Origin of the sequence: Psychrobacter sp. Arc29 (assembly GCF_041431175.1) — a bacterium.
Lineage (GTDB): Bacteria > Pseudomonadota > Gammaproteobacteria > Pseudomonadales > Moraxellaceae > Psychrobacter.
This window is the reverse complement of record NZ_JASMRR010000001.1, coordinates 682,719-707,870: the sequence shown is the minus strand read 5'-3', so window position 1 is coordinate 707,870 and position 25,152 is coordinate 682,719. Positions and strand designations below refer to the sequence as shown.

At 44.8% G+C, this 25,152-nt stretch carries 16 protein-coding genes; 10 read left to right on the top strand and 6 right to left on the bottom strand.

Annotation, left to right across the window (positions count from 1 at the left end; genetic code table 11):
- Positions 1-176: 176 nt before the first annotated feature.
- The 3 genes from QO189_RS02955 to hppD form a co-directional block, all read right to left on the bottom strand.
- Positions 177-518 carry a 4a-hydroxytetrahydrobiopterin dehydratase gene (locus tag QO189_RS02955; RefSeq protein ID WP_371531442.1) on the bottom strand — a complete coding sequence of 114 codons (342 nt, stop codon included), beginning with the start codon at positions 516-518 and terminating at the stop codon, positions 177-179.
- Positions 519-649: 131 nt separating this feature from the next.
- The gene (phhA, locus tag QO189_RS02950; protein WP_371531441.1) at positions 650-1,585 is read right to left on the bottom strand and encodes a phenylalanine 4-monooxygenase; all 936 of its coding nucleotides are present in this window, start codon (positions 1,583-1,585) and stop codon (positions 650-652) included.
- Between the two features lie 163 nt (positions 1,586-1,748).
- On the bottom strand, positions 1,749-2,864 hold the full coding sequence (gene hppD / locus QO189_RS02945) for a 4-hydroxyphenylpyruvate dioxygenase (protein ID WP_238037833.1): 1,116 nt from the start codon (positions 2,862-2,864) through the stop codon (positions 1,749-1,751).
- Positions 2,865-3,008: 144 nt separating this feature from the next.
- On the opposite strand from hppD, the gene QO189_RS02940 reads away from it, so the two are divergent.
- The 5 genes from QO189_RS02940 (at position 3,009) to dctP (ending at position 8,708) form a co-directional block, all read left to right on the top strand.
- Entirely contained in the window at positions 3,009-3,956 is a 948-nt protein-coding gene (locus tag QO189_RS02940; RefSeq protein ID WP_371531440.1) for a LysR substrate-binding domain-containing protein, read from the top strand.
- 157 nt (positions 3,957-4,113) lie between these two features.
- Positions 4,114-5,310 carry an aromatic amino acid transaminase gene (locus QO189_RS02935; RefSeq protein WP_371531439.1) on the top strand — a complete coding sequence of 399 codons (1,197 nt, stop codon included), beginning with the start codon at positions 4,114-4,116 and terminating at the stop codon, positions 5,308-5,310.
- 200 nt (positions 5,311-5,510) lie between these two features.
- Positions 5,511-6,800, top strand: a complete 1,290-nt coding sequence (gene fahA / locus QO189_RS02930) for a fumarylacetoacetase (RefSeq protein ID WP_371531438.1) — start codon at positions 5,511-5,513, stop codon at positions 6,798-6,800.
- A gap of 127 nt (positions 6,801-6,927) precedes the next feature.
- Positions 6,928-7,503 carry a VOC family protein gene (locus QO189_RS02925; protein ID WP_371531437.1) on the top strand — a complete coding sequence of 192 codons (576 nt, stop codon included), beginning with the start codon at positions 6,928-6,930 and terminating at the stop codon, positions 7,501-7,503.
- A gap of 143 nt (positions 7,504-7,646) precedes the next feature.
- Positions 7,647-8,708, top strand: a complete 1,062-nt coding sequence (gene dctP, locus QO189_RS02920; RefSeq protein ID WP_371531436.1) for a TRAP transporter substrate-binding protein DctP — start codon at positions 7,647-7,649, stop codon at positions 8,706-8,708.
- Positions 8,709-8,939: 231 nt separating this feature from the next.
- Here the strand turns inward: dctP and QO189_RS02915 are convergent, their stop codons facing one another.
- On the bottom strand, positions 8,940-9,845 hold the full coding sequence (locus tag QO189_RS02915; protein ID WP_371531435.1) for an IclR family transcriptional regulator: 906 nt from the start codon (positions 9,843-9,845) through the stop codon (positions 8,940-8,942).
- Positions 9,846-10,026: 181 nt separating this feature from the next.
- Between QO189_RS02915 and maiA the strand changes: the two genes are divergently transcribed.
- The 5 genes from maiA (at position 10,027) to QO189_RS02890 (ending at position 15,121) form a co-directional block, all read left to right on the top strand.
- A complete protein-coding gene (maiA, locus tag QO189_RS02910; RefSeq protein WP_371531463.1) occupies positions 10,027-10,671 on the top strand; it encodes a maleylacetoacetate isomerase in 645 nt (214 codons plus the stop codon).
- 163 nt (positions 10,672-10,834) lie between these two features.
- Positions 10,835-12,349 carry a DUF4331 domain-containing protein gene (locus tag QO189_RS02905; RefSeq protein WP_371531434.1) on the top strand — a complete coding sequence of 505 codons (1,515 nt, stop codon included), beginning with the start codon at positions 10,835-10,837 and terminating at the stop codon, positions 12,347-12,349.
- A gap of 27 nt (positions 12,350-12,376) precedes the next feature.
- A complete protein-coding gene (locus tag QO189_RS02900) occupies positions 12,377-12,646 on the top strand; it encodes a hypothetical protein (RefSeq protein WP_371531433.1) in 270 nt (89 codons plus the stop codon).
- 73 nt (positions 12,647-12,719) lie between these two features.
- Positions 12,720-13,979, top strand: a complete 1,260-nt coding sequence (locus QO189_RS02895) for a tetratricopeptide repeat protein (protein ID WP_371531432.1) — start codon at positions 12,720-12,722, stop codon at positions 13,977-13,979.
- Positions 13,976-15,121 carry a HupE/UreJ family protein gene (locus QO189_RS02890; RefSeq protein ID WP_371531431.1) on the top strand — a complete coding sequence of 382 codons (1,146 nt, stop codon included), beginning with the start codon at positions 13,976-13,978 and terminating at the stop codon, positions 15,119-15,121. Before QO189_RS02895 ends, QO189_RS02890 begins: the two co-directional genes overlap by 4 nt.
- Positions 15,122-15,190: 69 nt before the next feature.
- Here the strand turns inward: QO189_RS02890 and QO189_RS02885 are convergent, their stop codons facing one another.
- Positions 15,191-16,252: an energy transducer TonB gene (locus QO189_RS02885; protein WP_371531430.1), complete on the bottom strand. Its 1,062-nt coding sequence runs from the start codon at positions 16,250-16,252 to the stop codon at positions 15,191-15,193.
- Positions 16,253-16,516: 264 nt separating this feature from the next.
- Complete coding sequence (locus QO189_RS02880) at positions 16,517-24,748, bottom strand: ESPR-type extended signal peptide-containing protein (RefSeq protein WP_371531429.1); 8,232 nt, start codon at positions 24,746-24,748, stop codon at positions 16,517-16,519.
- Positions 24,749-25,152 lie beyond the last annotated feature (404 nt).

Here is a 25,152-nt window from a genome sequence, read left to right as displayed (position 1 = left end):
ATAATAGCAATGACGATGGCTGAGATAATAAAGGCAAGCTTGGCGCTGATCTGGGTGAGCGGTTTTGGTGGCATGACACATCCTTAAAATGCCAGCTCAGGCTGGCATTAGATTGGGTTTGAATTTGGGAGCGTTAGAGAACTGATTTGCTAGTGAATAACCGAATGACTTATGAGTTACTTATCAAGTAACTCATCGGTTTTAGCCGCCATGACGAAGTCATTACGATGCAGACCTTTGATACTGTGTGACCACCATGTGACGGTCGCTTTGCCCCACTCTACCAATATACCCGGATGATGCCCTTCTGCTTCAGCAATGTCTGCCAATTGGTTGGCAAAATCCATCGCTGCGACGAAGTTTTTAAATTTGTACTGACGCTGCAATTGCTGGATACCATCTACCTCAATCAATGACCAATCAGGAATTTGTGGTAATAGCTCGCGTGCCTCGGCATCGTCGACTTTTGGTGCGCCAATGCGGCAGGCTTCGCAACTGTTTTGTGATAGAGCTGTCATAATAAAATCCTTTTAAGTTGTTTGTTTTTAATAGCTGTTTTTTTAATACTCGTACATCCATGTTGAAATAACTGTATCGCTATTTCAATACTCGGTACTGAAGTGATTGCATTTACGTTTACATTTAAATTTTAACGGGTTTTTTCTGGATAGGTCGGCTCAAATAACCCAAGTGACATCGCCTGCTTGACCGTACCCATGATGTCGCTATCAACGATATCAAATAGCGTATCTAATTCGTCAATCACGTAATAAATCGGCTGTATTTGATCAATACGATAAGGCGTACGCAGTACATCAAGCAAATCAAATGCTCGGTGTTCAGGTTGAGATTGCGGCTTATTTTGAGCGATTGAAAGCTCTTGCGGCGTCCGATCAAGTGCGTAGATCGTTTCAGAAGGCGAGCTCAATATACCACCGCCATAGATTCTACGATTTTCGACACGACTGCCGACCAATCCAAACTCGATGGTAAACCAATACAACCGTGCTAAAAACCATCTTTCTTCTTTGGTTGCACTTAGACCAAGCTTGCCATACGTCTCGTTAAAAGCTGCAAAGGCTGGATGAGTCAACAGCGGGCAATGTCCAACGATTTCGTGAAAAATATCCGGCTCTTCGATATAGTCCATATCCTCAAATCGGCGAATAAACGTCGCGACAGGAAAGGATTTATTGGCGAGTAGTTTGAAGAATTTGCCAAAGCTGATTAATGCAGGCACAGCAGCGGTTTGCCAACCGGTGGTCGCTTGTAGCACCTCATCGATATCATGCAACTGCGGGATATGCGTCGTCGGTAGATTTAGCTTCGTCAAACCTTCTAGATAGGCGGGGCAAGCGCGGTTAGGGATTTGCTCAGCTTGACGCGTAAGCAACGCCTGCCACATTGCATTTTCATCGTCACTATAATGAATATGACCGTTGGCATCTGGCTGATGTGAGATATAGGGCTGCTTTTTATCGGTCGCGTTATGATGAGCAGACGCATCACCGCCCTGCTGATTGGCTACAGAACTATTGGCACCGATGGCTGTATTAGGAGAATCTATCTGTGAGAGGCGTTCCATGCCTGTGTTCCTTTTATCGCAGTGAGTACGTTACCTTTATATCTATACTTGTCAGTAACGTATCTATTGAAAAGTACCTGTTAAAGGGTATCTATTAAGGACAAGCCAAACTCCTTTTGCCTTGTCCGTTTGTTTTCTAAATTTTTTCTAAATGTAGTGTGATCTACGGCGTTTCTGTTTCTGATTGATTGGTCTCTTGCTGACCGACTGTGCCACGACGCACTTGGTCACGCTCTATCGATTCAAACAATGCTTTGAAATTACCTTCACCAAAACCGTCTGCATAATCACCTTTACGCTGGATAAATTCAAAAAATACTGGGCTGCCTAAGATGGTCTCAGAGAAAATCTGTAGCAGTAGACGCGGTGCGCCGCCCTCTGTTGTACCGTCTAGCAAGATACCGCGCGTTTGCAAGTCAGCGACGTTTTCACCATGGTTTGGTAAGCGCTCGCTAAGCATCTCGTAGTAGGCTGCATTTGGTGCAGTCATAAGTGGAATGCCGGCGGCTTTTAGCATATCGATACTGGCAAACAAGTCATCACTGGCGAGCGCAATGTGCTGAATACCTTCGCCATTGAAATGCATCAAGTACTCTTCAATCTGTCCACCGCCCTGCTTGGCTTCTTCGTTTAGCGGAATACGGATTTTGCCATCCGGTGCTGTCATGGCCTTACTGGTCAGCCCCGTGTACTCGCCTTTGATATCAAAATAGCGAATCTCGCGGAAATTAAAGATGCGCTCATAGAATTTTGCCCAGTACGCCATGCGTCCGCGATAGACGTTATGTGTTAGATGGTCGATGACTTTGAAGCCATAGCCGACAGGGTTTCTATCCACATCTGCAAAGAACTCAAAGTCGACATCGTAGATAGACTCGCCGTCTTTATAGCGGTCAATCAAATAGATCAGTGAGCCGCCGATACCTTTAATCGCTGGCAGTCTCAGCTCCATCACGCCAGTTGGCACCTCTACGGGCTGCGCGCCCATCTCCACAGCACGCTCATAGGCTTTTTTGGCGTCTTTTACCCGAAACCCCATGCTGCAAGCACCAGCGCCATGCTCTTCAACGAAGTAACTGGCTTGGCTTTTTGGCTCGCGGTTTAAGATTAGGTTGATGTCACCTTGGCGATATAGCGCCACATCTTTTGATCTGTGATTGGCGATATGTGCAAACCCAAGCTGTTTGAACAATGCGTCGACCGCATCAGGCTGAGGGGAAGCGAACTCGACGAAGTCAAACCCATTTAGTCCCATTGGGTTATCAAATAAATCTGCCATTGCAATCATCCTTAATGTCAATTGGTGGTAAAAATGCGATAAAACGATTGGTAATCAATCTTTATTGTTGACGTTGTATTTATATTAGATTAGCTTTATTTATAAGACTAATTGTTTTTTATGATTTATTTATCAGGTTTACTTATGAATATCAGCATTCGCCAATTGACCGCCTTTATCAAAGTCGCCGACAACGGCAGTTTTACTCGTGCCAGCGAACAGATGTATCTGACCCAGTCTGCCGTTAGCGGACTAATCAAGGAGCTGGAGTCTGGCCTTGGTATCGTGTTGTTTGATCGCACTACTCGTCAGCTGTCCCTATCCGCTGTCGGACGGCACCTACTACCACAAGCGCGGCGTATTTTGAATGAGATGCAGCTGTTCGAAAATGAAGCGAGCAGCTTGACCAGCTTAGCTCAGGGTCAGGTGCGCTTAGCGGTATCACAGTTTGCGGCGTCCTCTCTGCCCGCCGTCATCGCGCAATTTGCTAAGGAATACCCAAACATTGGGGTGTCACTATTGGATTGCTCAGCAGAGAATTTGCTCAAGCATGTTCAAGACATTGAGGTCGATTTGGGGGTTGGGACTGAGCTGGGTTTTATAGAAACTGAAGATGATATCGGTGCTGATCTGTTATACAAGCTGCCATTTTGCGTGGTTATGCCAGACAACCATGCACTGGCGCAAAAAACCGAAATCACGTGGCAGGATTTATTAGATATTCCGCTTATTACCCTGCAAGGCCCCTTCCTTGAGCAGGTGACTGCCGAGCTGGATGATGCTATTGCCGCTCAGATTCAGCAAGCACGCTACAAAGTAAACTTTATGTCCACCGCGCTTGAGATGACCCGTCAAGGGTTTGGCATTACCTTATGCCTTCCCTATATGCCTGAGGTCATCGATTGGGTCAGCGCCAACGGCTTGCAAATGCGCCCCCTCACGCAACCGGTAAAAATGCGTCAGTTCTTTATCTATCAGCGCGCCTCGCGGGCATTGTCCCCTGCTACGATTGCCTTTAAGCAGTTTTTGCAAACGTACTTTGCCACCCACTACAACGACTTGCATCAGCCTGAAACGCTGTCGATCAAGTAATGCATCACGCCGTAAACTCGTCTACTCTGCAGAGAGATAAGATATTTGGTGATTTATTTTATTAATTGCTCAAGATAACCCACTCTCATGTTGAGTTCATCGTCAATTTGCTCTATGATTTTCGGCTGCTTGGTTTATATTCTTATAAGGAAATGGCATGTTTGAACGTATCGATTATTACGCTGGCGATCCAATTTTGGGTCTGATGGAAAAATACTCAGCAGATAGCAATCCTAACAAGGTCAACTTAGGTATTGGTATTTATTATGATGAGAGTGGCGTATTGCCTGTACTCGACTGTGTAAAAGCAGCTGAAGTGCGTATTGCTGATCCTATCGCGCCGCGTCCCTATCTACCAATGGCAGGCTTGCCTGGACACCGCAAAGGCTGTCAGGAATTACTGTTCGGTAAAGACGCACAAATCTTACAAGACGGTTTGGTCGCGACCATCGCCACTATCGGTGGTTCTGGCGCGCTAAAAGTGGGCGCTGAGTTTATCCATGAATGGTTCCCGCAGTCCAAGTGCTATGTCAGCGATCCGACGTGGGGCAATCATATCGCTATCTTTGAAGGCTCTGACGTAGAAGTCGGTAAATACCCGTACTACGACAAAGCCAACAGCAGCATCAAATTTGATGAGATGATTGCGTTTTTTGAGACATTGAACAAAAACGATGTCATCTTGCTACATCCTTGTTGCCACAATCCAACGGGACTGGATTTAACCCAAGCGCAATGGGACACGGTACTCAACGTCATCAAAGCACGTGAATTGATTCCATTCATGGATATCGCCTACCAAGGGTTTGGCGAAGACATGGACAGCGATGCTTACGCTATTCGTAAAGCCGTTGAGATGGGCTTGCCACTGTTTGTTAGTAACTCGTTCTCTAAGAATTTATCGCTATATGGCGAGCGTGTCGGTGGTCTGTCAGTCGTCTGTCTCACTGTAGACGAAGCCGAGCGCGTATTTGGTCAGCTAAATGCGATGGTACGCCGCATCTACTCAAGCCCGCCATCACATGGTGGTCATGTGGTTGATATCGTCATGAACGATGAAGCACTACATGAGCAGTGGGTTGGTGAAGTCTATGCCATGCGCGACCGTATCAAAGCCATGCGCCTAAAGCTAAAATCGGTACTAGAAGCAAAAATCCCTAACCGTAACTTTGACTACATCACGCGTCAAAACGGTATGTTTAGCTTTACTGGATTGACGCCTGAACAGGTCGAGCGCCTACAAAGCGAGTATGGTATTTATATGGTATCTAACTCACGTATGTGTGTAGCTGGCCTAAATACCAGTAACATCGACTATGTGGCCAACGCGATGGCAGATGTTTTAAAAGACTAAATTCATCAGAAGTAAAGACTAAGAAATGAAAAAAGGCTGAGCGATTGCTCGGCCTTTTTTTGTGCTTATGGTTTGTTTCATCAATCAGCAAGCAAAAGACATGGCACAAAAAACTTGCAATCAACATATCAATAAATTACATTATACGTAAGTCATTAACTATAACGTAATTAAATTATATTTTTAGCAAGGAGCAAATCATGTCAACGACTGACAGTACTCTCACCTCTTTTATCGACATCAAAGCGGACTCTGACTTTTCCATCCACAATCTGCCTTATGGCATCTTTAGCGACACTAAAGATAGTGCTCGCCGTGCAGGGGTTGCCATTGGCGATCAAGTACTAGACTTGTCTGTACTGGAGTCAGAAGGATTATTGAGTCTAAATGGCGGGCCTTATTTTGATCAGTCGACGCTAAACGCCTTTATTGAATCTGGTCGAGACAATTGGACGCAAGCACGCACGACCATTCAAACGCTACTGTCTAGTGACAACAGCGACTTGCGTGATAATGCCGATCTGCAAAAAAAGGCGCTATTCAAGCAAGCAGACGTTACCATGCATTTGCCCGTTCAAGTGCCGGGCTTTACCGATTTTTATTCATCGAAAGAACACGCGACCAACGTCGGTACGATGTTCCGCGATCCAAACAATGCCCTGCTACCTAACTGGACCGAAATGCCAGTTGGTTATAACGGACGCGCTAGTACCGTCATCGTCAGTAGAAATGATGTCGTACGTCCCTCAGGTCAGCTAAAGCCCAACCCTGATGAACGTCCTATTTTCTCTGCCTGTAAGCGCCTAGATTTTGAGCTCGAGACCGCTTTTGTCGTTGGTAAAGGCAATCATATCGGTCAACCAATCGCCGTAGATGAAGCGGCTGATCATATCTTTGGCATGGTACTGCTCAATGACTGGTCAGCTCGAGATATCCAAAAGTGGGAATATGTGCCTTTAGGTCCGTTCAATGCTAAGACGTTCGCCTCGCAAGTTTCTCCGTGGATAGTCACGATGGATGCATTGGCACCATTTAGCACCGCTTGCCCAACCCAAGAACCCAAGCCACTGGCTTATTTGAACGAAAAAGACAGTGATAACAGCTTTGATATTAATCTATCCGTTGAGCTACTGCCTGAAAATGCAAAAACGGCTACGGTCATTTGCGAGACCAACTTTAAGTACATGTACTGGTCAATGGCGCAGCAGCTGACGCATCACACTATTACTGGCTGCAAAGTAGAAATCGGCGACATGATGGGCTCGGGCACAATCTCAGGGCCAACGCCTGATTCTTATGGCTCAATGCTAGAGATTGCATGGAATGCTACCAAACCCGTAGCACTTGAGGGCGGTGAGTCGCGCACCTTCATCGAAGATGGCGACACCGTCATTATGAAAGGCTATAGCGAAAAAAATGGCGTGCGTGTTGGGTTTGGTGAAGTACGAGGCAAAGTACTGCCCGCACTTAGCTTTGATTTTAACGAATAATAATGGCATAGAAAAAAGGCGTAGTGACAGTAGATTTGAGCCGTTAGAACCATCATGACATTTGGTCTATTAGTACTGGCATCGTTTCTCTTACATTCATACTACGCCTTATCAAAAGGAGTTTGATATGAGCTTTCAAATTGAAAAAATCCATCACGTGGCTTATCGCTGCAAGGATGCCAAAGAAACCGTCGAATGGTACAAGAAAAACCTCAATATGGATTTTATCTTGGCATTTGCAGAAGATCACGTACCTTCGACTAAAGCCTTTGACCCTTATATGCACGTCTTTTTGGACGCTGGCAATGGCAATGTGTTGGCATTTTTTGAAGTGCCCAACCAGCCTGAAATGGGCTTTGATCCGAATACCCCAAACTGGGTGCAACATTTAGCGCTAAAAGTCAAAGATCGTGATGAGCTAATGGTTGCCAAAGAGCATCTTGAGGCCGCAGGTATCGATGTCATTGGCGTCACCAATCACGGTATTTTCCACTCTATTTATTTCTTCGATCCTAATGGACATCGTCTCGAGTTGACCTATGACGACCCGACCTCAGAAGATAAGGTCTCGATGATTACAGATGCCATCAAGCAAGACATGCTAGATGAGTGGTCTCGCACCAAACGCGCGCCAGCACATACGCAGTTTTTGCATAGTGATGAGTTGGCTGAAGCACGCGACATTGCGCCTGTCGGAGAGTAACTGCGTCGTCTTTCTACTTGCTACCTTTTTTACATTATCTATCAATCATTACTTTGAAATTAGATAAGTAGTGATCAGTTCAAAATAATGAAGAGATGGCATAGCTAGCGAACCATATTTAACCATCATGAAAGGACTCAATGATGAAAGTAAAATTCCCTTTAGGCATACTCTTTGCGGCCTCAGTTGCGATAACTGGCTGCTCTAACAATGATCAAAATGAACAAGCCTCAAGCGTGGATGTCAATACAGGCGACGTGACGACTCTGAGATTTTCACACTTTATGACGGCCAATGACAACATCAATACCGAAGCATTGGAGCCATGGGCAAAGAAAATCGAAGAAGACTCAAACGGTCGTTTAAAGATTGAGATTTATCCTTCTGCTACTCTCAGTAAGCCGGGCGCTACCTATGATGCGACTGCAAAAGGCATCGTTGATATCGGTATGCAAGCGCAAGGATATACCGCAGGACGGTTCCCTTTAACGCAGATTGTAGAACTGCCCGGTATTACCAATACCGCACAGCAGCAAAGCTGTATCCTGCATAAACTTTATGACGAGGGTGTCATTAAAAATGAGTACGAAGATACTCACCTGCTCGCGCTCATCGGGACTGGACAAGGCGCCCTTCATACGGTTGATAAGCCTATTCGCACGCCAGCGGATATGAAAGGCTTACGTATTCGCCAACCTTCTGCCGTTGCTAGCCACATTATCGAGGCAACTGGTGCCGCACCCGTTGGCATGCCTGCCAGTGATACTTATACCTCGCTTCAGCGCGGTGTTATTGATGGGCTTAGCTTTACGTGGCAACCCATTCAGGCCTTCCGTCTTGATGAGCTCATCAATACACATACCAACATTCCTTTTTATAACTCTACCTTTGTCATCAGTATGAACAAAGACAAATATGACAAGTTGCCCGATGATCTCAAAAAAGTGATTGATGACAATTCAGGGGCGCAGATGGCAGCAAATGTTTCCAAAGTATTTGACGTCAGTAATGCTAAAGCCATGGCTGCTGCCAAGGAAAAAGGCGATATCATGATCGATATCCCTGACCCACTCAATGACCCCGACTGGAGGGGCCCATTGATGGAAGGCTCGCAGCACTATCTAGATGAAGTCAATGCCACTGGTCTAGATGCTAATAATGTATACGAAAAAGCAAAAGCAGCAAGTAGCGCCTGCGTGGTTTAGAGGATGGACTTAGTGAGACAACATGAGTAAATAAATCTCTCGACACGATAACGCGATATAGTGAAACCATTATAAAAATGGTACAGGAAGATTAAATGGTATTTTTCGCAGCCTCTGGAGACGCAGTCACAGCAAGCAAGAAAAGTAGCGTTTAATCGAGCGCGTTTCCTATGCTGTATTAATTTTATTAAGGTTCTACTATAGCCAATCAGCTTGTAGTTAATATTTTGGCTATGCTATTTGATAGCGCTGTGCGATTGCTAGTATTTGCTCGACTACGTTCTGTTGCTCACTCATTGTTAGTTGCTCTGTGGTTCCGATGATAGTGATGGCATATTCTAGCGGTAGAGCCTCGCTAGCGGTTTTGTCACTACTCGCGGATAGATCGGCAACACTATTAGCAACACTATTAGCAACACTATTAGCAACACTATTAGCAACACTATTGGCAAGATGCGGCAATATCACAGGTATCGTAATGGCATTAATACCCATGAGCATATCACCAGTAACGGTTGCATAGCCTTGAGTACGAATTTTGGCTTGCAGCTGAGTAAAGCTCTGCCACTTCTCTGTCATATCTGCTGCGGCATTACTTGACTGCCATTCAGCGGTGACCAACGGCTGAATGACCGCATCAGGTTGATAGCTGGCAAATAATTGCCCTGTGGCTGATGTTGTCAAAGGCATACGCGAGCCGATACGAGTAATGATGCTAATCGGACTGTCTGGTTCAACGGACTGAATAATAATTGGGCCTTCGCTAAACCACTTAGCAATTTGCACGCCGCAATTTAAGGTATCTTTAATCTCATTAGCCACCTGCGTGAGACGCGCCAAGAGATTGTTTTGACTGAGCTCAGTATGTCCTAATGCTGCCAATGCATTTACTCTATCGCCAAGCCCATAGCGACCATCATCAAGCTTGCGAGCGTAATTTTTGCGAATGAGGCTGACCAAGTAACGATGAGATTTTGCTGGATGCATTTGCATGGTTTCAGCGATATCCTTTAGCATCATAGGCTCATTGCGATCGATAAGCACATCTAGTATCGACAATCCAATCTCAAGTGACTGGATGCCACTCTGATTTTTACTCGTGACGGATTTATCTAAAAAATTTTTATCTGCTGGCATGATGGCTCGTCTCTAGTGTACTTAATTGTTGTTTCTTGATACTGAATTGCTCAATGAGAATTGCTCAATGAACTGGTGGTGAGATACAGGTCAAATTAATAGCGACATGGCTCAATAATACTTACTTTATCTCACATAAGCTTGATACAAATAACCTATCACAATAAGGACATAAATAATGATGACACTTTACGGCTATTTTCGCAGTGGTACTTCTCACCGTACCCGTATTGCTTTGAATTTAAAAGGCTTAGATTATGATGACATCGCGATCAATCTGGCACAAGATGAGCAGTTAAAGGACGCATTTAAAGCGATTAATCCGCAAGGACTGGTGCCGGTCCTACAAGTGGACGATTTATTATTATACCAAAGTCCAGCTATCTTGGAGTGGTTAGAAGAGACCTACCCTGAGCACGCTTTATTGCCCCAAGATGCCGCTGGTCGCATGCATGTGCGTGCGCTAAGTGCGATGATTGGCTGCGATATCCATCCGATTAATAACCGCCGTATTTTACAGTACTTACGTAATGAGTTGTCAGTAGATAAAGAAGCAGTCATTGCATGGTGCAATCGTTGGATTACTGAAGGGTTTGCAGCGTTAGAGACACGATTGGCAGCAGATAAAAACCGTGGGCAGTTCTGCTATGGTGACAGGCCCACTTTTGCAGACTGCTATTTAATCCCACAGGTTTCTTCTGCACGGCGCTTTGAAGTGGACCTGACTCCTTATCCTAATATTGTTGCTATTGATACGCATTGTCGCACGCTAAAAGCCTTTATAGATGCCGATCCTATGATGCAGCCTGATGCACCAAATTATTGATAAATATCAATATATTTAGACCAATAAATTGATAGACACAATACAGCAAAAGAGTGTATATTTAAAAACGACTTAATAAGGATATTATTTCGTTAACTGGTAATTGCAAGTGAGATCGACTCTCAACCGCCCTATCACTCAAAGTTTCTTTACAAGGATCCGTATGAAACATGCTACCAAGGCTCTAATAGCAGCAATGGCACTGTGCGTAAGCGCAAGCGCCGTTGCATCAAGTCACCGTGAAGCTCCTTCTATCACCAAAACCCCAAAAGTCGATGCGTCTGACTTTTATATGTTCAATAGCTATGAGGCTAATCGGGGAGATTACGTCACGATTATTGCCAACTATTTGCCGCTACAAGATGCTTATGGTGGGCCCAACTACTTCGCCTTAGATCCAGATGCACTCTATGAGATTCATATTGACAACAACGGCGATGCGGTTGAAGACATCACGTTCCAGTTTGATTTCACTCAAAACCTAAACAGTATTGAAATTGACTCAGACGGCAATCCATCAACGCCAAATGTGGCCATTCCTTTATCTAACGCTGGCGATGCCTCACAAGCCGCAAATGTGCAAACGAGTGAAAGCTATAATGTCACGATGGTCAAAGGCGATCGCCGTAGCGGCGCGCGCACTCCTTTAGGAAACTTCAATAAGCCATTCGACTATATCGGTACTAAGTCTTTTAAAGAGATAGACTACCCTACATACGCGCGCAGTTTTATTCAGCCTCTAAATCTAGGTAGCTGTGGTAAAGGTCGAGTATTTGTCGGTCAACGTGCTGAAGGTTTTGCCATTGATTTGGGCCGAGTATTTGACTTAGTGAATCTAAACCCGTTAGACACGCGTACTTCCGGAACCAACATACTAGCAGACAAAAACGTCACCTCAATTGCGATGGAAGTGCCAAAATCTTGCCTCGTCAATAGTACTAGTAAAGATCCTGTGATTGGTGCTTGGACCACAGCCAGTGTCCGTCAGGCAACCTTAGTGAACCCTTCGCCTGCTTCTGGTATCAGTACCACTGCCAAAAAAGGCGGTGCATGGACACAGGTTTCAAGACTGGGTATGCCACTGGTCAACGAAGTAGTGATTGGTCTCAAAGATAAAGACAAATTTAATGCTTCAGAGCCAAAAGATGATGTGGCAAACTTTAAAAATTATGTTTTCTATCCAACGCTTCCAGCGTTGATTCAGACGTTATATCCAACGGCACCTGCACCAACGAACTTCCCACGTCAAGATTTAGTGACCGCATTTTTGACAGGGGTTCCTACTGTCAACAAACCTACTAATGCAAATCAAGTACCTGCCGATATGCTGCGCTTGAATACTGATATTGCGGCAGTACCTGCTGCCATGCAAAATGACTTGGGTCTGATCAGTATCATCTCTGGCATCCAAACTGACGGTCGCCCGAACGCTGGTGCAGATACCGCAGGATTTCCGAACGGTCGACGCCCTGGCGATGACGTCACTGATATTGCATTGAGAGTATCGATGGGTGCGCTCTGTCATTCTGGTTTAGATGCTAAGGTTATTCCATGTGCCCCTAGTGATGCTAAAGCTGGTAAAGCTTTGTTAACTGACGGTACGCTCAAACCTGCTACTGAATTTGACTCGGTCTTTCCTTATTTGAAAACGCCTAATCCAGGTGCTACTAGTCAATAAGCTGAAACTCAACCAAGGAGAAATACTATGCGCTATATAATGTTAGCCGTATTGATCACTGGATCAGCTGCACTTTCTGGTTGCTTCAATGATAACGATAGTTCGTCAAATATAGGTAAAAGTGATGTTGCAGTAGACCAAGCAAAAGCTGAACTTGCTGTCAAAAGAACGTCTGATGTGATTGACGCCAGCAATAATCTAGACACCAATGAGCCTCAGGATATCGATCGAATTGTACTTCCTGAAGCCAATTTGGCAGAGCCTGTTGCAATAAAAGACCCCAACGCTTCACTATAATATGAGACAGTTCCAGCACCTGATCAGTCCACTGATTGGGTGTTTCTTTATCTACTGATCTGAGGTGCGCTTTATGCATTGGATTAAAACGCTTGCCGAATTATTCTTTCTTTTACTCATCAGTATCCAGCTTATTCATGCGGCCCCTTTTATCCCCACAAACGATCAACAAATTCTTGCGACTTTACCTGATAACTCCCCGCCACCGCGCTACCTGAGCACTGCTGACTTTGTATCGGATACAGGGTCAAACAACCTTGATCAAACCAGTGAGCTATTAGAACGCGCCTATCTACAAGGCGATCCGCGAGCGTTAGGACAAGCACGCGCACAATTAGATCAGACCACAGATCAAAGTATAGATACCCTAATGCTACAAGCGCGAGCATTTCAATCGGATCATAAATTTGCCAAAGCAGAAGAAATATTGAAGCAAATCTTGGGTCAAGATGCTGCGCATCCAGATGCGTTATTGACTCTATCTTCTTTATTGCTCGTCCAAGGTCAATTTAGTGATGCCATGAGCTACTGCCAAAAGCTCGATGACCCTGCTCTGCGCGTTTATGAGTTGGCCTGCGAAGTTCAAATACAAAGCATGACAGGTGAGCTTGATGCAGCAAAACAAACACTTAGTGGACTGGCCGCTATCGCTCCTGGTCTAGACGCATCGACAGCACGCTGGATCTATCTGATTCAAGCAGATGCTGCATTGCGTAGTCAAGATGCCACGCTCGCCAAGCAAGTATTTGACGTCATGGACGATCAGACCGTACCAGCACTTATGGCTCGAGCCGACTGGCTACTGAGTATCGGTGAATACACACAAGTTCGCGACTTGCTACAAGAGCATACCGATAAAGATGCATTACTATTGCGCCTCATTACTGCACAAATGAAGCTGAATGACCCCAAAGCTAAGCAAAATTTAGCACTGATGAAAGAGCGCATTGAGGTATGGCAAATACGTCAAGAAAACGCTCATATGCGAGAACAAGCAACCTATGCTCTGCTTGCCAATCAAGTGGAATCAGCGCTTAAACTGGCCCAAGAGAACTGGCAACAGCAACGTGAAACAGCGGATATCGAGCTGTATGCCACCGCAGCACTGAGGGCAAACAGCCAAAAAGATATCGACTTAATACGCCAGTTTATAACCGATACGCAGTTTGAATATCCAGCGCTAGAGCGCGATTTACGCATGGGTAAAATAAGTGATTGTATGAATTGCCAAGCTGTACTGACGTCAGACTCAAATACGCAGACAAGAAGCACCTCAATTACTGAAAATAAGCATCTAGGTATGCAAGTCACGAATAAGGATGACACTATATGAGCGCGCTTTGCAGACTTGTTTGGAGTCACACTTATCGTTACTTCACTTTACTAATGCTCATGCTCGCCTGTACTTTTAGTCAAGCGCATGAGTCCAGTACCGCTTATTTGAACCTTACTATTGATGACGCTGATAGTGCCACAAACATTATGTACGATGCTACATACGAGTTATCACTGCGCGATCTGGCATTGCTCATCGATATAGATCCAAACAAAGACAGTCAGGTCAGCTGGGCAGAAGTGAAATCACAGACGCCGCTTATAGAACAGCTCATAACTGCCAAAGTAAAGCTAGAAAACGCGGCACAAACGTGTCAAACAGCAAATTTCTCACCACTCGCAATCAATTCACGTGGGGGTTTTAACTATTTATATACCAATTTTGCAATAAGCTGTGAGCAGCCAATCGATAATCTTGATTATCAGATATTAGCAGGTATTGATGCCAATCATCGCCTAATATTGACGCAAGCAGATTCTGACGCACCCCTACAAGTCTTAACGGTCGGACAAAGCCCGTTAGGTTCAGAGGCTGATTCTGGCTGGATGGCGACAGCGACAAACTTCCTAAAAAGTGGTATACATCATCTGCTCATTGGCCTCGATCACTTGCTGTTTTTATTTGTATTGCTCATTCCTGCGGTATACATTCGCAAGCAAAAGCAGTTAGTTGCCGTTGCCAATCCAAAAGCGGCGCTACTTGAAGTGTTTTGGATTGCGACATCATTTACACTCGCGCATTCCATCACATTGAGTTTGGCAGCGCTACAGATCGTCAGTATCCCTGCCCGCTTTATTGAATCTGTCATCGCATTGTCTATTGCGTTTGCTGCACTCAATAATTTGGTGCCGATGCTGCGAGTACGCGCTGTCTATTTGGCTTTCTTTTTTGGTCTCATTCATGGCTTTGGCTTTGCCAATGTGTTGGTAGATTTACCACTCGCCACAAGTGCACGTGTACTGGCATTATTGAGCTTTAATATTGGTATAGAATTGGGGCAGCTGGTATTTATCGCTGTGGTATTTCCCATAGCATTGTTGCTGCGGCACACGCAATTCTATAAATGGGGTATATTTTATATAGGGTCTTTGATTGGTATTTTAGTGGCGCTATGGTGGTTTTTTGAGCGCGCCTTTTAAATTTAATAGCGCGTTAATTATTGCGAGAGATTGAGTCTTGATTTTTTGTTATCTTATGAACAGCTGGCATTAAGGTCTTTCGTAAACTAGTGACATCGGTACAATAGCATCAACTACCTTATCATGGTTTGATATAGGATTTAGTTGCCCCGCTCTCACTTGGGTGGTGGCAACAGCGTCAATAACAGGACTGCCTGACGACTCAAGCACTTGCACCTCAATGATATGACCATCTGTATCAACGTGCAGCTCCAACATGACAATAAAAACATCGCCCAATTGACGATCAATATTACGCCATATCAACGATGGAATACTGGTATTAGGCTCTTTTCCTTCACTCCAGCTGCCATACTCTGCAACAAAGACTGAGTCTTCCTTAACCTTATCTTCTACCATATCTTGGTTGTTTTCTTGCTCTTCAGCTTGATCAGCAGCCATCACTAGCATATGGCTGAATGCCTCATAATCAGCTTGCCATTTTTCTTGCTCGGCGCGCTTTTGATTGGCTTGTTTGGCAGCTGAACGTTTTTGCGCAGCTTGATCACGATTAAACTGCTCTGTCACGCTACGTATCATGTCAGACAGATCATCCTCTTCTTTATCTTTTGTACTGCCTGTTTGATTAGAGACGCTCACCACTTTTCTGGATTCTATTATGGTCAGTTTTTGTACCGATGACAGATTGGTAGGCTGCATTGCTGTGTCAGATTTTTCTTTGGACAACTCCGTACTTTTTACGGTAGTCGCTTGTTTTTCTTCTACTTTGGTTGTGATTGGCTCAATTGACTCTGTCTTTAAGTCTGTAGAAACCTCTATCTTTGGCAATGGTTTGGCGGGTTCAACTTTTTCTATTGGTTCAGCTGGTAACTTTTTAGAAGGTAAAGGTTCAGGGGATATAGGCTTGCTCTGGGATTTTGTGTTAGGTAAATTTTTAGCCGGTTCGGCTAACGTTACCAATTCCAATTGAATGGCTTTTGGCCTATTTTTCGGCTCGATAGGTGGCGGGCTATCTAGGGACATCATCGCCCATACAGTGACACCATGCAGGACAATAACCACAATGGTGATCCAAGCTGTAATAGGACGAGTAAAAGGATTGGGTATCATAATACTTATTAGAATACTCATTAAAAACAAACCTGTATATGGGTTTTTTAATGAGTTTTTGAATAATTAAAAACGAATAATCTAACAATCCTTACTCTCTATATTTTTAATATGCTTACCTTCTTAAAACTGGCAAATTGATTAAAGAAATGATTATATGATAGTCAAGATTTATACGATTAATATCGTTATTACATTAAATATTTACTCTTCACCCATAAAAAAGCAAGACATCTAATGCCTTGCTTTTTATATCTTACTGACAGTTACCGTTGAGTAGCTTTTTTAGTCAAAATGGAACCCTGCACCAATCGCGCCACCGACGTTGCCTTGAGTATCTGCCGTACCGTTTACTTTGATAACCCAGCGACCGTCGTTAGAAAGTTTTGAGAAACCGATAGCTACTGCACTTTCTCCATTGTATGTACTCACACCACCACCGATAAGTGACTTGCCTGAAATAAAGGCCTGAGGTAGTGCAGACATTGCCATCGCAGCTGAGATACCTGCATTGGCATCGTCTTCTACTTCATCGATTCTGTAGCCAAGGTCGTTCATGTTGTTATTGAGTCGACTATCAAGTGCACTAAGCTGACTGTAGTTGACAGCATCTTTCGGCTCTATGCCATCAGCAACACCAGTTAAGCGCTGATTGCCTGCATATAAACCTTGAGCGGTCATACTTGGTCCATCTTGCATGGTGATGCCACTACTATTGATAACCGTATTGCCAGCCGTCACACTATCAACGCTGATATTACCATTCAAATCAAACTTGATGCTACTACCCTCTGCGGTGGTGATGATGTTATTACCACCTGTGAAGCTTAGGACACTCTCATCTCCAACTGGCTTGTTGATGGTAGCGCCACTATCGGCACCAAAGTTGAGGCCAGCATCGAGCCTATCCGTGTTGGTCTTGATGTTGGTAGTGTTGGTTGTAATATTGGTGGTATTGGTCATGATATTGCTAGTATTGGTAGCAATGTTTGTGGTGTTGGCCGCAATATCGGTTGTGTTATTGGTGATATTGGTTGTATTGACCTGTACGTTTTCATTGATTTCTATCGTGCCTTGTCTAATAGAAGCAATCGCACCATCGATATTACTTTGACCGGTTCCGCCGATATTGCTGTTGGTAAAAGTACCATCGTCAGGATTATAAACCGTGTTGCCACCGATGATGCTACTGATACCAGCGCCTTGTGCATAGAGCTGACTACCGTTGATAGCATCTTGGCTTTCTGCAGTCACTTCGCCGTTTTGAACATTGGTAACCTTGTTATCAGCTGCATCAATACCACTTTTTGTGATACTAGGACCACCTGCAATCGTGAGTCCATTATCATTGATGGTCGTATCGCCAGCGGTTACGCTAACTACGCTGATGTCTGGATTTAGATCAAAGCTAATATCATTAGCGCCAGCAGGTACAGCAGCTAGGCCTGTATTAGCATCAAGAGCAGCCCCATTATTGACTAAGGTTCTAGATACTTTGATATTACCGTCTCTGCTATTTAGATCGATTGCATCTCCTTGTCTTACCTGAGTAGCAACATCACCTTGAGCAGTAATATCCCAACCTCGATCCAAGGCAATGGTCACTTCTCTTAGTTGCCCGACGTTTACCGCATCAGAATTTAGCTCGCCTCTGCCAACGTTGCGGATAGGGTTGCCGCCGTTGTCAAGGCCAGTGCTGCTTAGTCTGACGGTTCTACCCATGCCATTATCAACAAAGGTAAAACCTGTGCTATTCATGATGCTATTGCCTATTTGCATACGACCTTCGTCGCCCAAGTCCAACTGATTGTTGAGCGTCACTTGGACACCCGTGGCAGACGCTGTAGTCGTTAGGTTGTCGTCGCCTGTGATATTGATCGTATCGCCTAGTGCAAACTGCTGATCGTTATCACTATTGCCATCACCAATGTTAATGCCTTTGGCAATTTCGTTATTGGTCGTTGTGAGCTGTGCAAAGTTGACAGCATCAGTTGGCGCAATACCTTCACCAACCTTGATAATTCTGTTGTTACCATTATCAAGACCTTCGTTACTTAGGGTAATGGTCTGATTAGGACCATCAGTGATGGTGATGCCTGCATTGTTAAGCACCATGCTTTCCATTCTCACGCTACCATTTTTACCAAGTATTACATCTTCAGCCAGTCTAACATTTAGATTGCCTTCTTCATCAGCGACCACCCCGATGTTATTCTCAGTCAGCTCTGTCGCGCCTCCTTGGATCGTTAAGGTTTGACCTAACTTACGATTGACGACAACTGCGGTATCGTCTCCGGTAAAGTCCAATCCCAAGTCGACTGTACTGTTGGTTGCATTCAATTGTCTAACATTAACGGCATCTGTATCGTCTTCACCATCAGCAATCTCCGTGATTCTATTGCCGCCGTTATCAAGACCCATACTGCTCAGTCTAACCGTGCTACCGCCAAGGAAGCTGACACCACCTGTGTTCAACAAGGTATCCCCTGTGGTTACACTAGTAAAGGTGACATTTTCTGCTGTCGAAACTTTAATACCACCCTCTTCAGCACTAAGAACAATGTTATCTCCTATGAGGAAGTTAGCAGTGTTGTTATCTTTGGTCAGTGTCTTGACATCTTCACCATCGATTTGAGTGATGACACTTTGCATGGCACTATCAGCTTTTACTAAGCTGGCTTTGCTGTCGGCACTTAGGTCAACGGCATAGTCAGTTATGTTGGTCGACTCGTCTTTTTCACTAGCTGTGACTGTGACAGCGGAAGAGCCTGCTGAAGCGGTAACGCCATCTGCATTGACGGTGTAGACGTCTTGACCGTTACTACCTGTAGATTTCGCAACATTAGCCACGTTAGTACCTGCGGCAACTTCTGTTTTAGCAGCGGCAGAAGCACGATTCACATCTCCTATATTTGCTGCATTGAAGTCATTACCCACACCGCTTGCGACGTTAGTGATTTGATTGCCGCCGTTATCAAGACCCATGCTGCTCAGTCTAACCGTGCTACCGCCAAGGAAGCTGACACCACCTGTGTTCAACAAGGTCTCCCCTGTGGTAACACTAGTAAAGGTGACATTTTCTGCCGTCGAAACTTTAATACCACCATCTTCAGCACTAAGAACGATGTTGTCTCCTGTGAGGAAGTTAGCCGTATTGTTCGTTTTATTCAGTGTTTTAACCTCATTGCCGTCTATTTGAGTGATGACACTTTGCATAGCGCTATCAGCTTTTACTAGACTCGCTTTACTGTCGGCACTTAAGTCAACGGCATAGTCAGTTATGTTGGTTAGCTCGTCTTTTTCACTAGCTGTGATAGTCACGGCGGAAGAGCCTGCTGAAGCAGTAACGCCATCTGCATTGACGGTGTAGACGTCTTGACCGTTCTGACCTGTAGACTTCACAACATCAGCCACGTTAGTACCTGCGGCAACTTCTGTTTTAGCAGCGGCAGAAGCACGATTCACATCTCCTATATTTGCTGCATTGAAGTCATTACCCACACCGCTTGCGACGTTAGTGATTTGATTGCCACCGTTATTAAGACCCATGCTGCTGAGTCTGACGGTGCTACCGCCAAGGAAGCTGACACCACCTGTGTTCAACAAGGTATCCCCTGTGGTAACACTAGTAAAGGTGACATCTTCTGCTGTCGCCACTTTAATACCACCATCTTCAGCACTAAGAACAATGTTATCTCCTGTGAGGAAGTTAGCGGTGTTGTTCGTTTTATTCAGTGTTTTAACCTCATTGCCGTCTATCTGAGTGACCACCGTCTGTAGCGCATTGTCAGCGTTTACCAAGCTGTTTTTGCTAGACTCGCTTAAGTCCACTTGGTAGTCGGTTATGTTGGTCGCGTCTTTGGCACCCGCTGTGATAGTCACGGCGGAAGAGCCTGCTGAAGCAGTAACGCCATCGGCATTGACTGTATAGACGTCTTGACCGTTACTACCTGTAGATTTCACAACACCAGCCACGTTAGTACCTGCGGCAACTTCTGTTTTAGCAGCGGCAGATGCACTATTAAGCTGACTGACATTGACGGCGTCTTTAGCCTGTACGCCATCGTCAACGTTAATAACTTTTTTATTACCGGCATTGATACCACCCGATTTGGTCACGCTTGGACCACCGATAATATTAAGTCCATTACTAGATATGAGGGTCGTAGAGAGAGGGCTTGAGACTGCTACACCCACGCTGCTAACGGTTGTATTAATCAACCCATTACCTGTTTTAACGCCTAAGCCATCTACAGTCGTACTAAAGTATGAGTTACCTGTTGTTAGACCAGAGCGATCAAGTGTCGTTGTGCTACCTAGTCCAAAAGGAGAACTTGAGCCCATTTCTACGCTACCGTTATCGCCTAGATCTAGGTTGTTGTTAAGCTCGAATGAGACGTCATTGCTGTTTGCTGTTTTGGACACACTAATGTTGTTATTTTTACTATTGAAGTCAACCGCTTCACCTGGTCCTACATTGCTTGCAGTAGCACTGTTACCTTGTGCACTGATATTCCAGCCTTTGTTAGCGGTTTCTGTCACACCATTAAGCTGTCTGACATTGACGGCGTCATCTAGTTCACTACCATCAGCCACCTCAGTGATTCGATTGCCGCCGTTATTAAGACCCATGCTGCTGAGTCTGACGGTGCTGCCACCTAAGAAGCTCACACCACCTGTACTGAGTAAGGTATCTCCTGTGGTCACACTAGTAAAGGTGACATCTTCTACTGTCGCTACTTTAATATCACCATTCTCATCGCTGAGAACAATGTTCTTACCACTAAGGAAGTTAGCCGTATTGTTCGTTTTATCCAATGTTTTAACTTCATTGCCGTCTATTTGAGTGATGACACTTTGCATAGCGCTATCAGCTTTTACCAAGCTGGCTTTGCTGTCAGCACTTAAGTCAACGGTATAGTCAGTCATGTTGGTCAACTCATCTTTGTCACCTGCTGTGACCGTAACGGCGTCAGAGCCTGCTGAAGCAGTAACGCCATCTGCATTGACGGTGTAGACGTCTTGACCGTTCTGACCTGTAGACTTCACAACATCAGCCACGTTAGTACCTGCGGCGACTTCTGTTTTAGCAGCGGCAGATGTGCTATTAAGCTGACTGACATTGACGGCATCTTTTGCTGAGACACCATCTGCGACGTTAACAATCTTTTTATTACCAGCATTGATACCATTAGATTTAGTAATACTTGGACCATTGATCATGCTTAGACCATCACTGGTCAATGTTGCATTAGATAATGGGTTTGTACCCGTTACCGTCACACCAATGCCACTAACGGTTGTCACACCACCCATTGCTAGGCCACCTGTGACCATGCCCAAGCGACTAACCTGAGTTCCGCCAAAGATATTACCTGTGCTGACGCTACCATTACTACCTAGATCGAGGTCGTTATTAAGCTTGACTTCGATTTTGCCATTTCTCACTCTTGTGTCGATATTGTCATTAGAGCCGACGACTTCTACCGCTTGACCCAATGACTTTTGTACGGTATTACCATCAGCAGCTTTCAGAGCAAAGCCTTTATCGACCTTAGTATTAGTTTCAAATAGCTGGCTTCCATTCACTGCATCGGAGCTACCTTCGCTTATTTCGCCTGCAGCGACGTTAGTCAGTGTAACGGGGGTAGTTGAACCCATGCTACCTAGTGTTACACTAGTTTTGGCTAAGTTATCATACTGCACTGAATTATCTGCTTTGATTAGACTGTCTTTAGTGCCTTGGCTTAAGTCAACTGTGTAATCAGTCAAATTACTGGCATCCGTCGTAGCACTTACGTCTATAGCTGTAGAACCTGCTGAGGTTTTAGAACCATTAGCATTGACGGTATACACATCTTGCCCTGTAATACTGTCAGTTGAAAAGTCCACGCTGGCGACATTGGTGCCTTTGACTACTTTGGTTCTAGCAGCGGCAGATGCGCTATTAAGCTGACTGACATTGACGGCATCTTTTGCTGAGACACCATTTGCGACGTTCACCACTTTTTTATTACCAGCATTGATGCCATTGGACTTAGTAATGCTCGGACCATTGATCATACTTAGACCGTCACTAGTCAACGTCGCATTAGATAATGGGTTTGTACCCGTTACCGTCACACCAGCACCACTGACTGTAGTAACACCACCTAATCCTAGACCGCCTGTGACCATGCCCAAGCGATTAACCTGAGTACCACCAAAGATATTACCTGTGCTGACGCTACCGTTATTTCCTAGATCGAGATCGTTGTTGAGTTCAAATGAGACATCATTACTGTTTGCTGTTTTGGAGACAATAATGTTGCTGTTTTTACTATTGAAGTCAACTGAGTCACCAGGTTCTACCGTACTTGCGGTAGCACTGTCACCTTGTGCACTGATATCCCAGCCTCTATTAGCTGTTTCTGTGACCACTTTTAACTGAGATACGTTTACTGCATCAGTATCTGCTGAGCCACCTGCAACGTTAACGATACGACGTTCGCTTCCAACAGCTCCTACCGAGACTGTGCCATTATTGGCATCAGCAGCAATGTTGGTTAAGAATGAAGCGCCACTTTGTACCGCAGCAATAGAGTTTTGACCTAAAGCCACGCTATTTAGAGCATTTGCTCTAGAGCCTTGACCTACTGCAACGCCGCCTACAGCCTGCGCTTGCGCATCAAGACCAAGTGCAACGGTGTCATTGGCAGTTGCTTTAGCTTCGTAGCCGATAGCAACCGCACGACTTGCGCTGGTTCCGTTTGTGGCTCGTTGCCCTATCGCAACTGAATTAACACCTGCTTTTGCATCTTGACCACCAGCAAATCCGTTGAATGAAGATCGTGCACCTTCGCCAATGACGGTCGCGTTTGAGTTCCCAAACGCGTTTTCTCCAACCACGGTTGAGCGATTACCGTTTGCATTGGCATTAGAGCCAACGGCAAGCGCATTAGTGCCTGTTACTGACGTAGTGTATGGCTGTGTATTGCTAGAGCGGATAGGGAAATCAATGCCAGCAACGACAGTATCTAACGCTTTTAACTGAGACACGTTCACTGCATCACTGTCTTGACTACCTGCTGCAACATTGACGATCTGACGGTTTCCACCATCCTCTCCTGTACCAACCGATACAGCACCGAGCGTTACACTCCTAGTAGATTCAATCATTGATCCATTCGCCGAGGTTGGAACAAATACTTGTCCCTGTGCACCAGTAGCAGCACGGTTAGCAAGCGACTTGGAACCTAAAGCCACACCGTCTTGAGCATTAGACTCTGCACCCGCACCAAGCGCAACTGCTCCTTTTTCGGTAGCTGAAGACCCCATACCAAAGGCAGAGGATGCGGTGCCAGTTGAGTTAGCATGTACGCCAACAGCGGTAGATAAATCACCTTTAGACTGTGACTTTACACCAATAGCAATCGATGCTGCACCACCTGACTCGGTGTTCACATCGAACTGATTGGCTTCTACCATATCCTTACCAGCATAATCCTTGAATACAGTATTAACGGTACCACCGTTTAGCACCGCGCTTGTAGAGTTATCTTCAATATTAGCTTTTGAAGCATTGTTTAAATCATCACCGCCAAGCGCAATAGATGAATGTCCTTTCGATACTACATTGGCACCAATTGCGATGGATTGCTCTCCACTTGCTGTGGTGTGTTGACCGCTTTGACCACTACCAATTGCAATGGCTTGCCCGCCAGTAGCACTGGCATTGCCACCCATAGCCATCGCATTTTGTCCGGTTGCGCCATCGTTATTGGCATTGCCAACAGCAGTTGAGTTGACACTATAGTACTTGGTTTTGTTAGCTGCGACTGCATTGTTCAGATCACCGATGTTTGCTGCATTGGAGTCATTACCCACACCACTTGCGACATTTTTAATTTGATTGCCGCCATTATTTAGACCATTACTACTAAGCGTCACATTATTAGCTGCACTGCTAGCCGTGATCTTGATACCTGAATTATCAACCAAAGTATCACCCATTTTGAGGCTACCATCAGTACCCAGATCGATTTTTTGAGCGAGTTTGACGGTTAAAGTATCGCCTATGCCAAACACACCGATGTTACCATTCGTTAGCGTTCCAGTTGCCCCGCCCAAGATATTAAGTGTCTCGCCATTAGTACGTGTAATGGTCGCAGCATTATCCCCTTCAAATTTTAGTGCGATTGAACTACTGGGGTTACCCTGACCAGAACTATTGTGGCTATTGTTACCAGAGGTGTGGGTATGGACGCCATGACTACCATGGCTGTGACTATAGTCACCATCATGGTGATTCTCTGTACCTGTTGCACTTGCCTGCATACCAAAACCAGCCGCCAATAGCCCAAGCCCCATGGCACTTAAGCGTAATGTCTTGATAGCAGATATATTGGATGTGGTATTGATAGTAGCGTTAGAGCTAACACTAGATTTGGAAGATTTGCCACGCCCTTTTGCGTATTCACCGACTGCGGTAAAACAATTTAAGGCTTCATTCCAGATGACTTTATAGATGCGGTTCATGATGTGTACTCCCTTACAGATTTGTCAGATTTAAAAAATCAGAGATAAAATCCATCTTGCAAGAGAGTCGATATGACCAAATAAAACGAGTTATGAATCTATAATAATGAAACCTTGTCAAATGTTACTGGTGTTAACGTTCAATAAATGAGACGTTTTGTTTTGTAAGTTCTGTATCACTCTCTCTATATATTAGTATTACCGAATATATAGAGAGTAACAATGCCGTTCATCTGAGATTTGATACCGTTCATCTATTATATTCATATAAACAAATATATTTATGTTAATAAATGAATATAGATATTCCCATATTGATTTACGATCAATATTCTAATAATTTTTTTTGATGTTTCTTTTAATATCGCTGTCTTAATGTTTATAGAACATAGAACATCAATCCA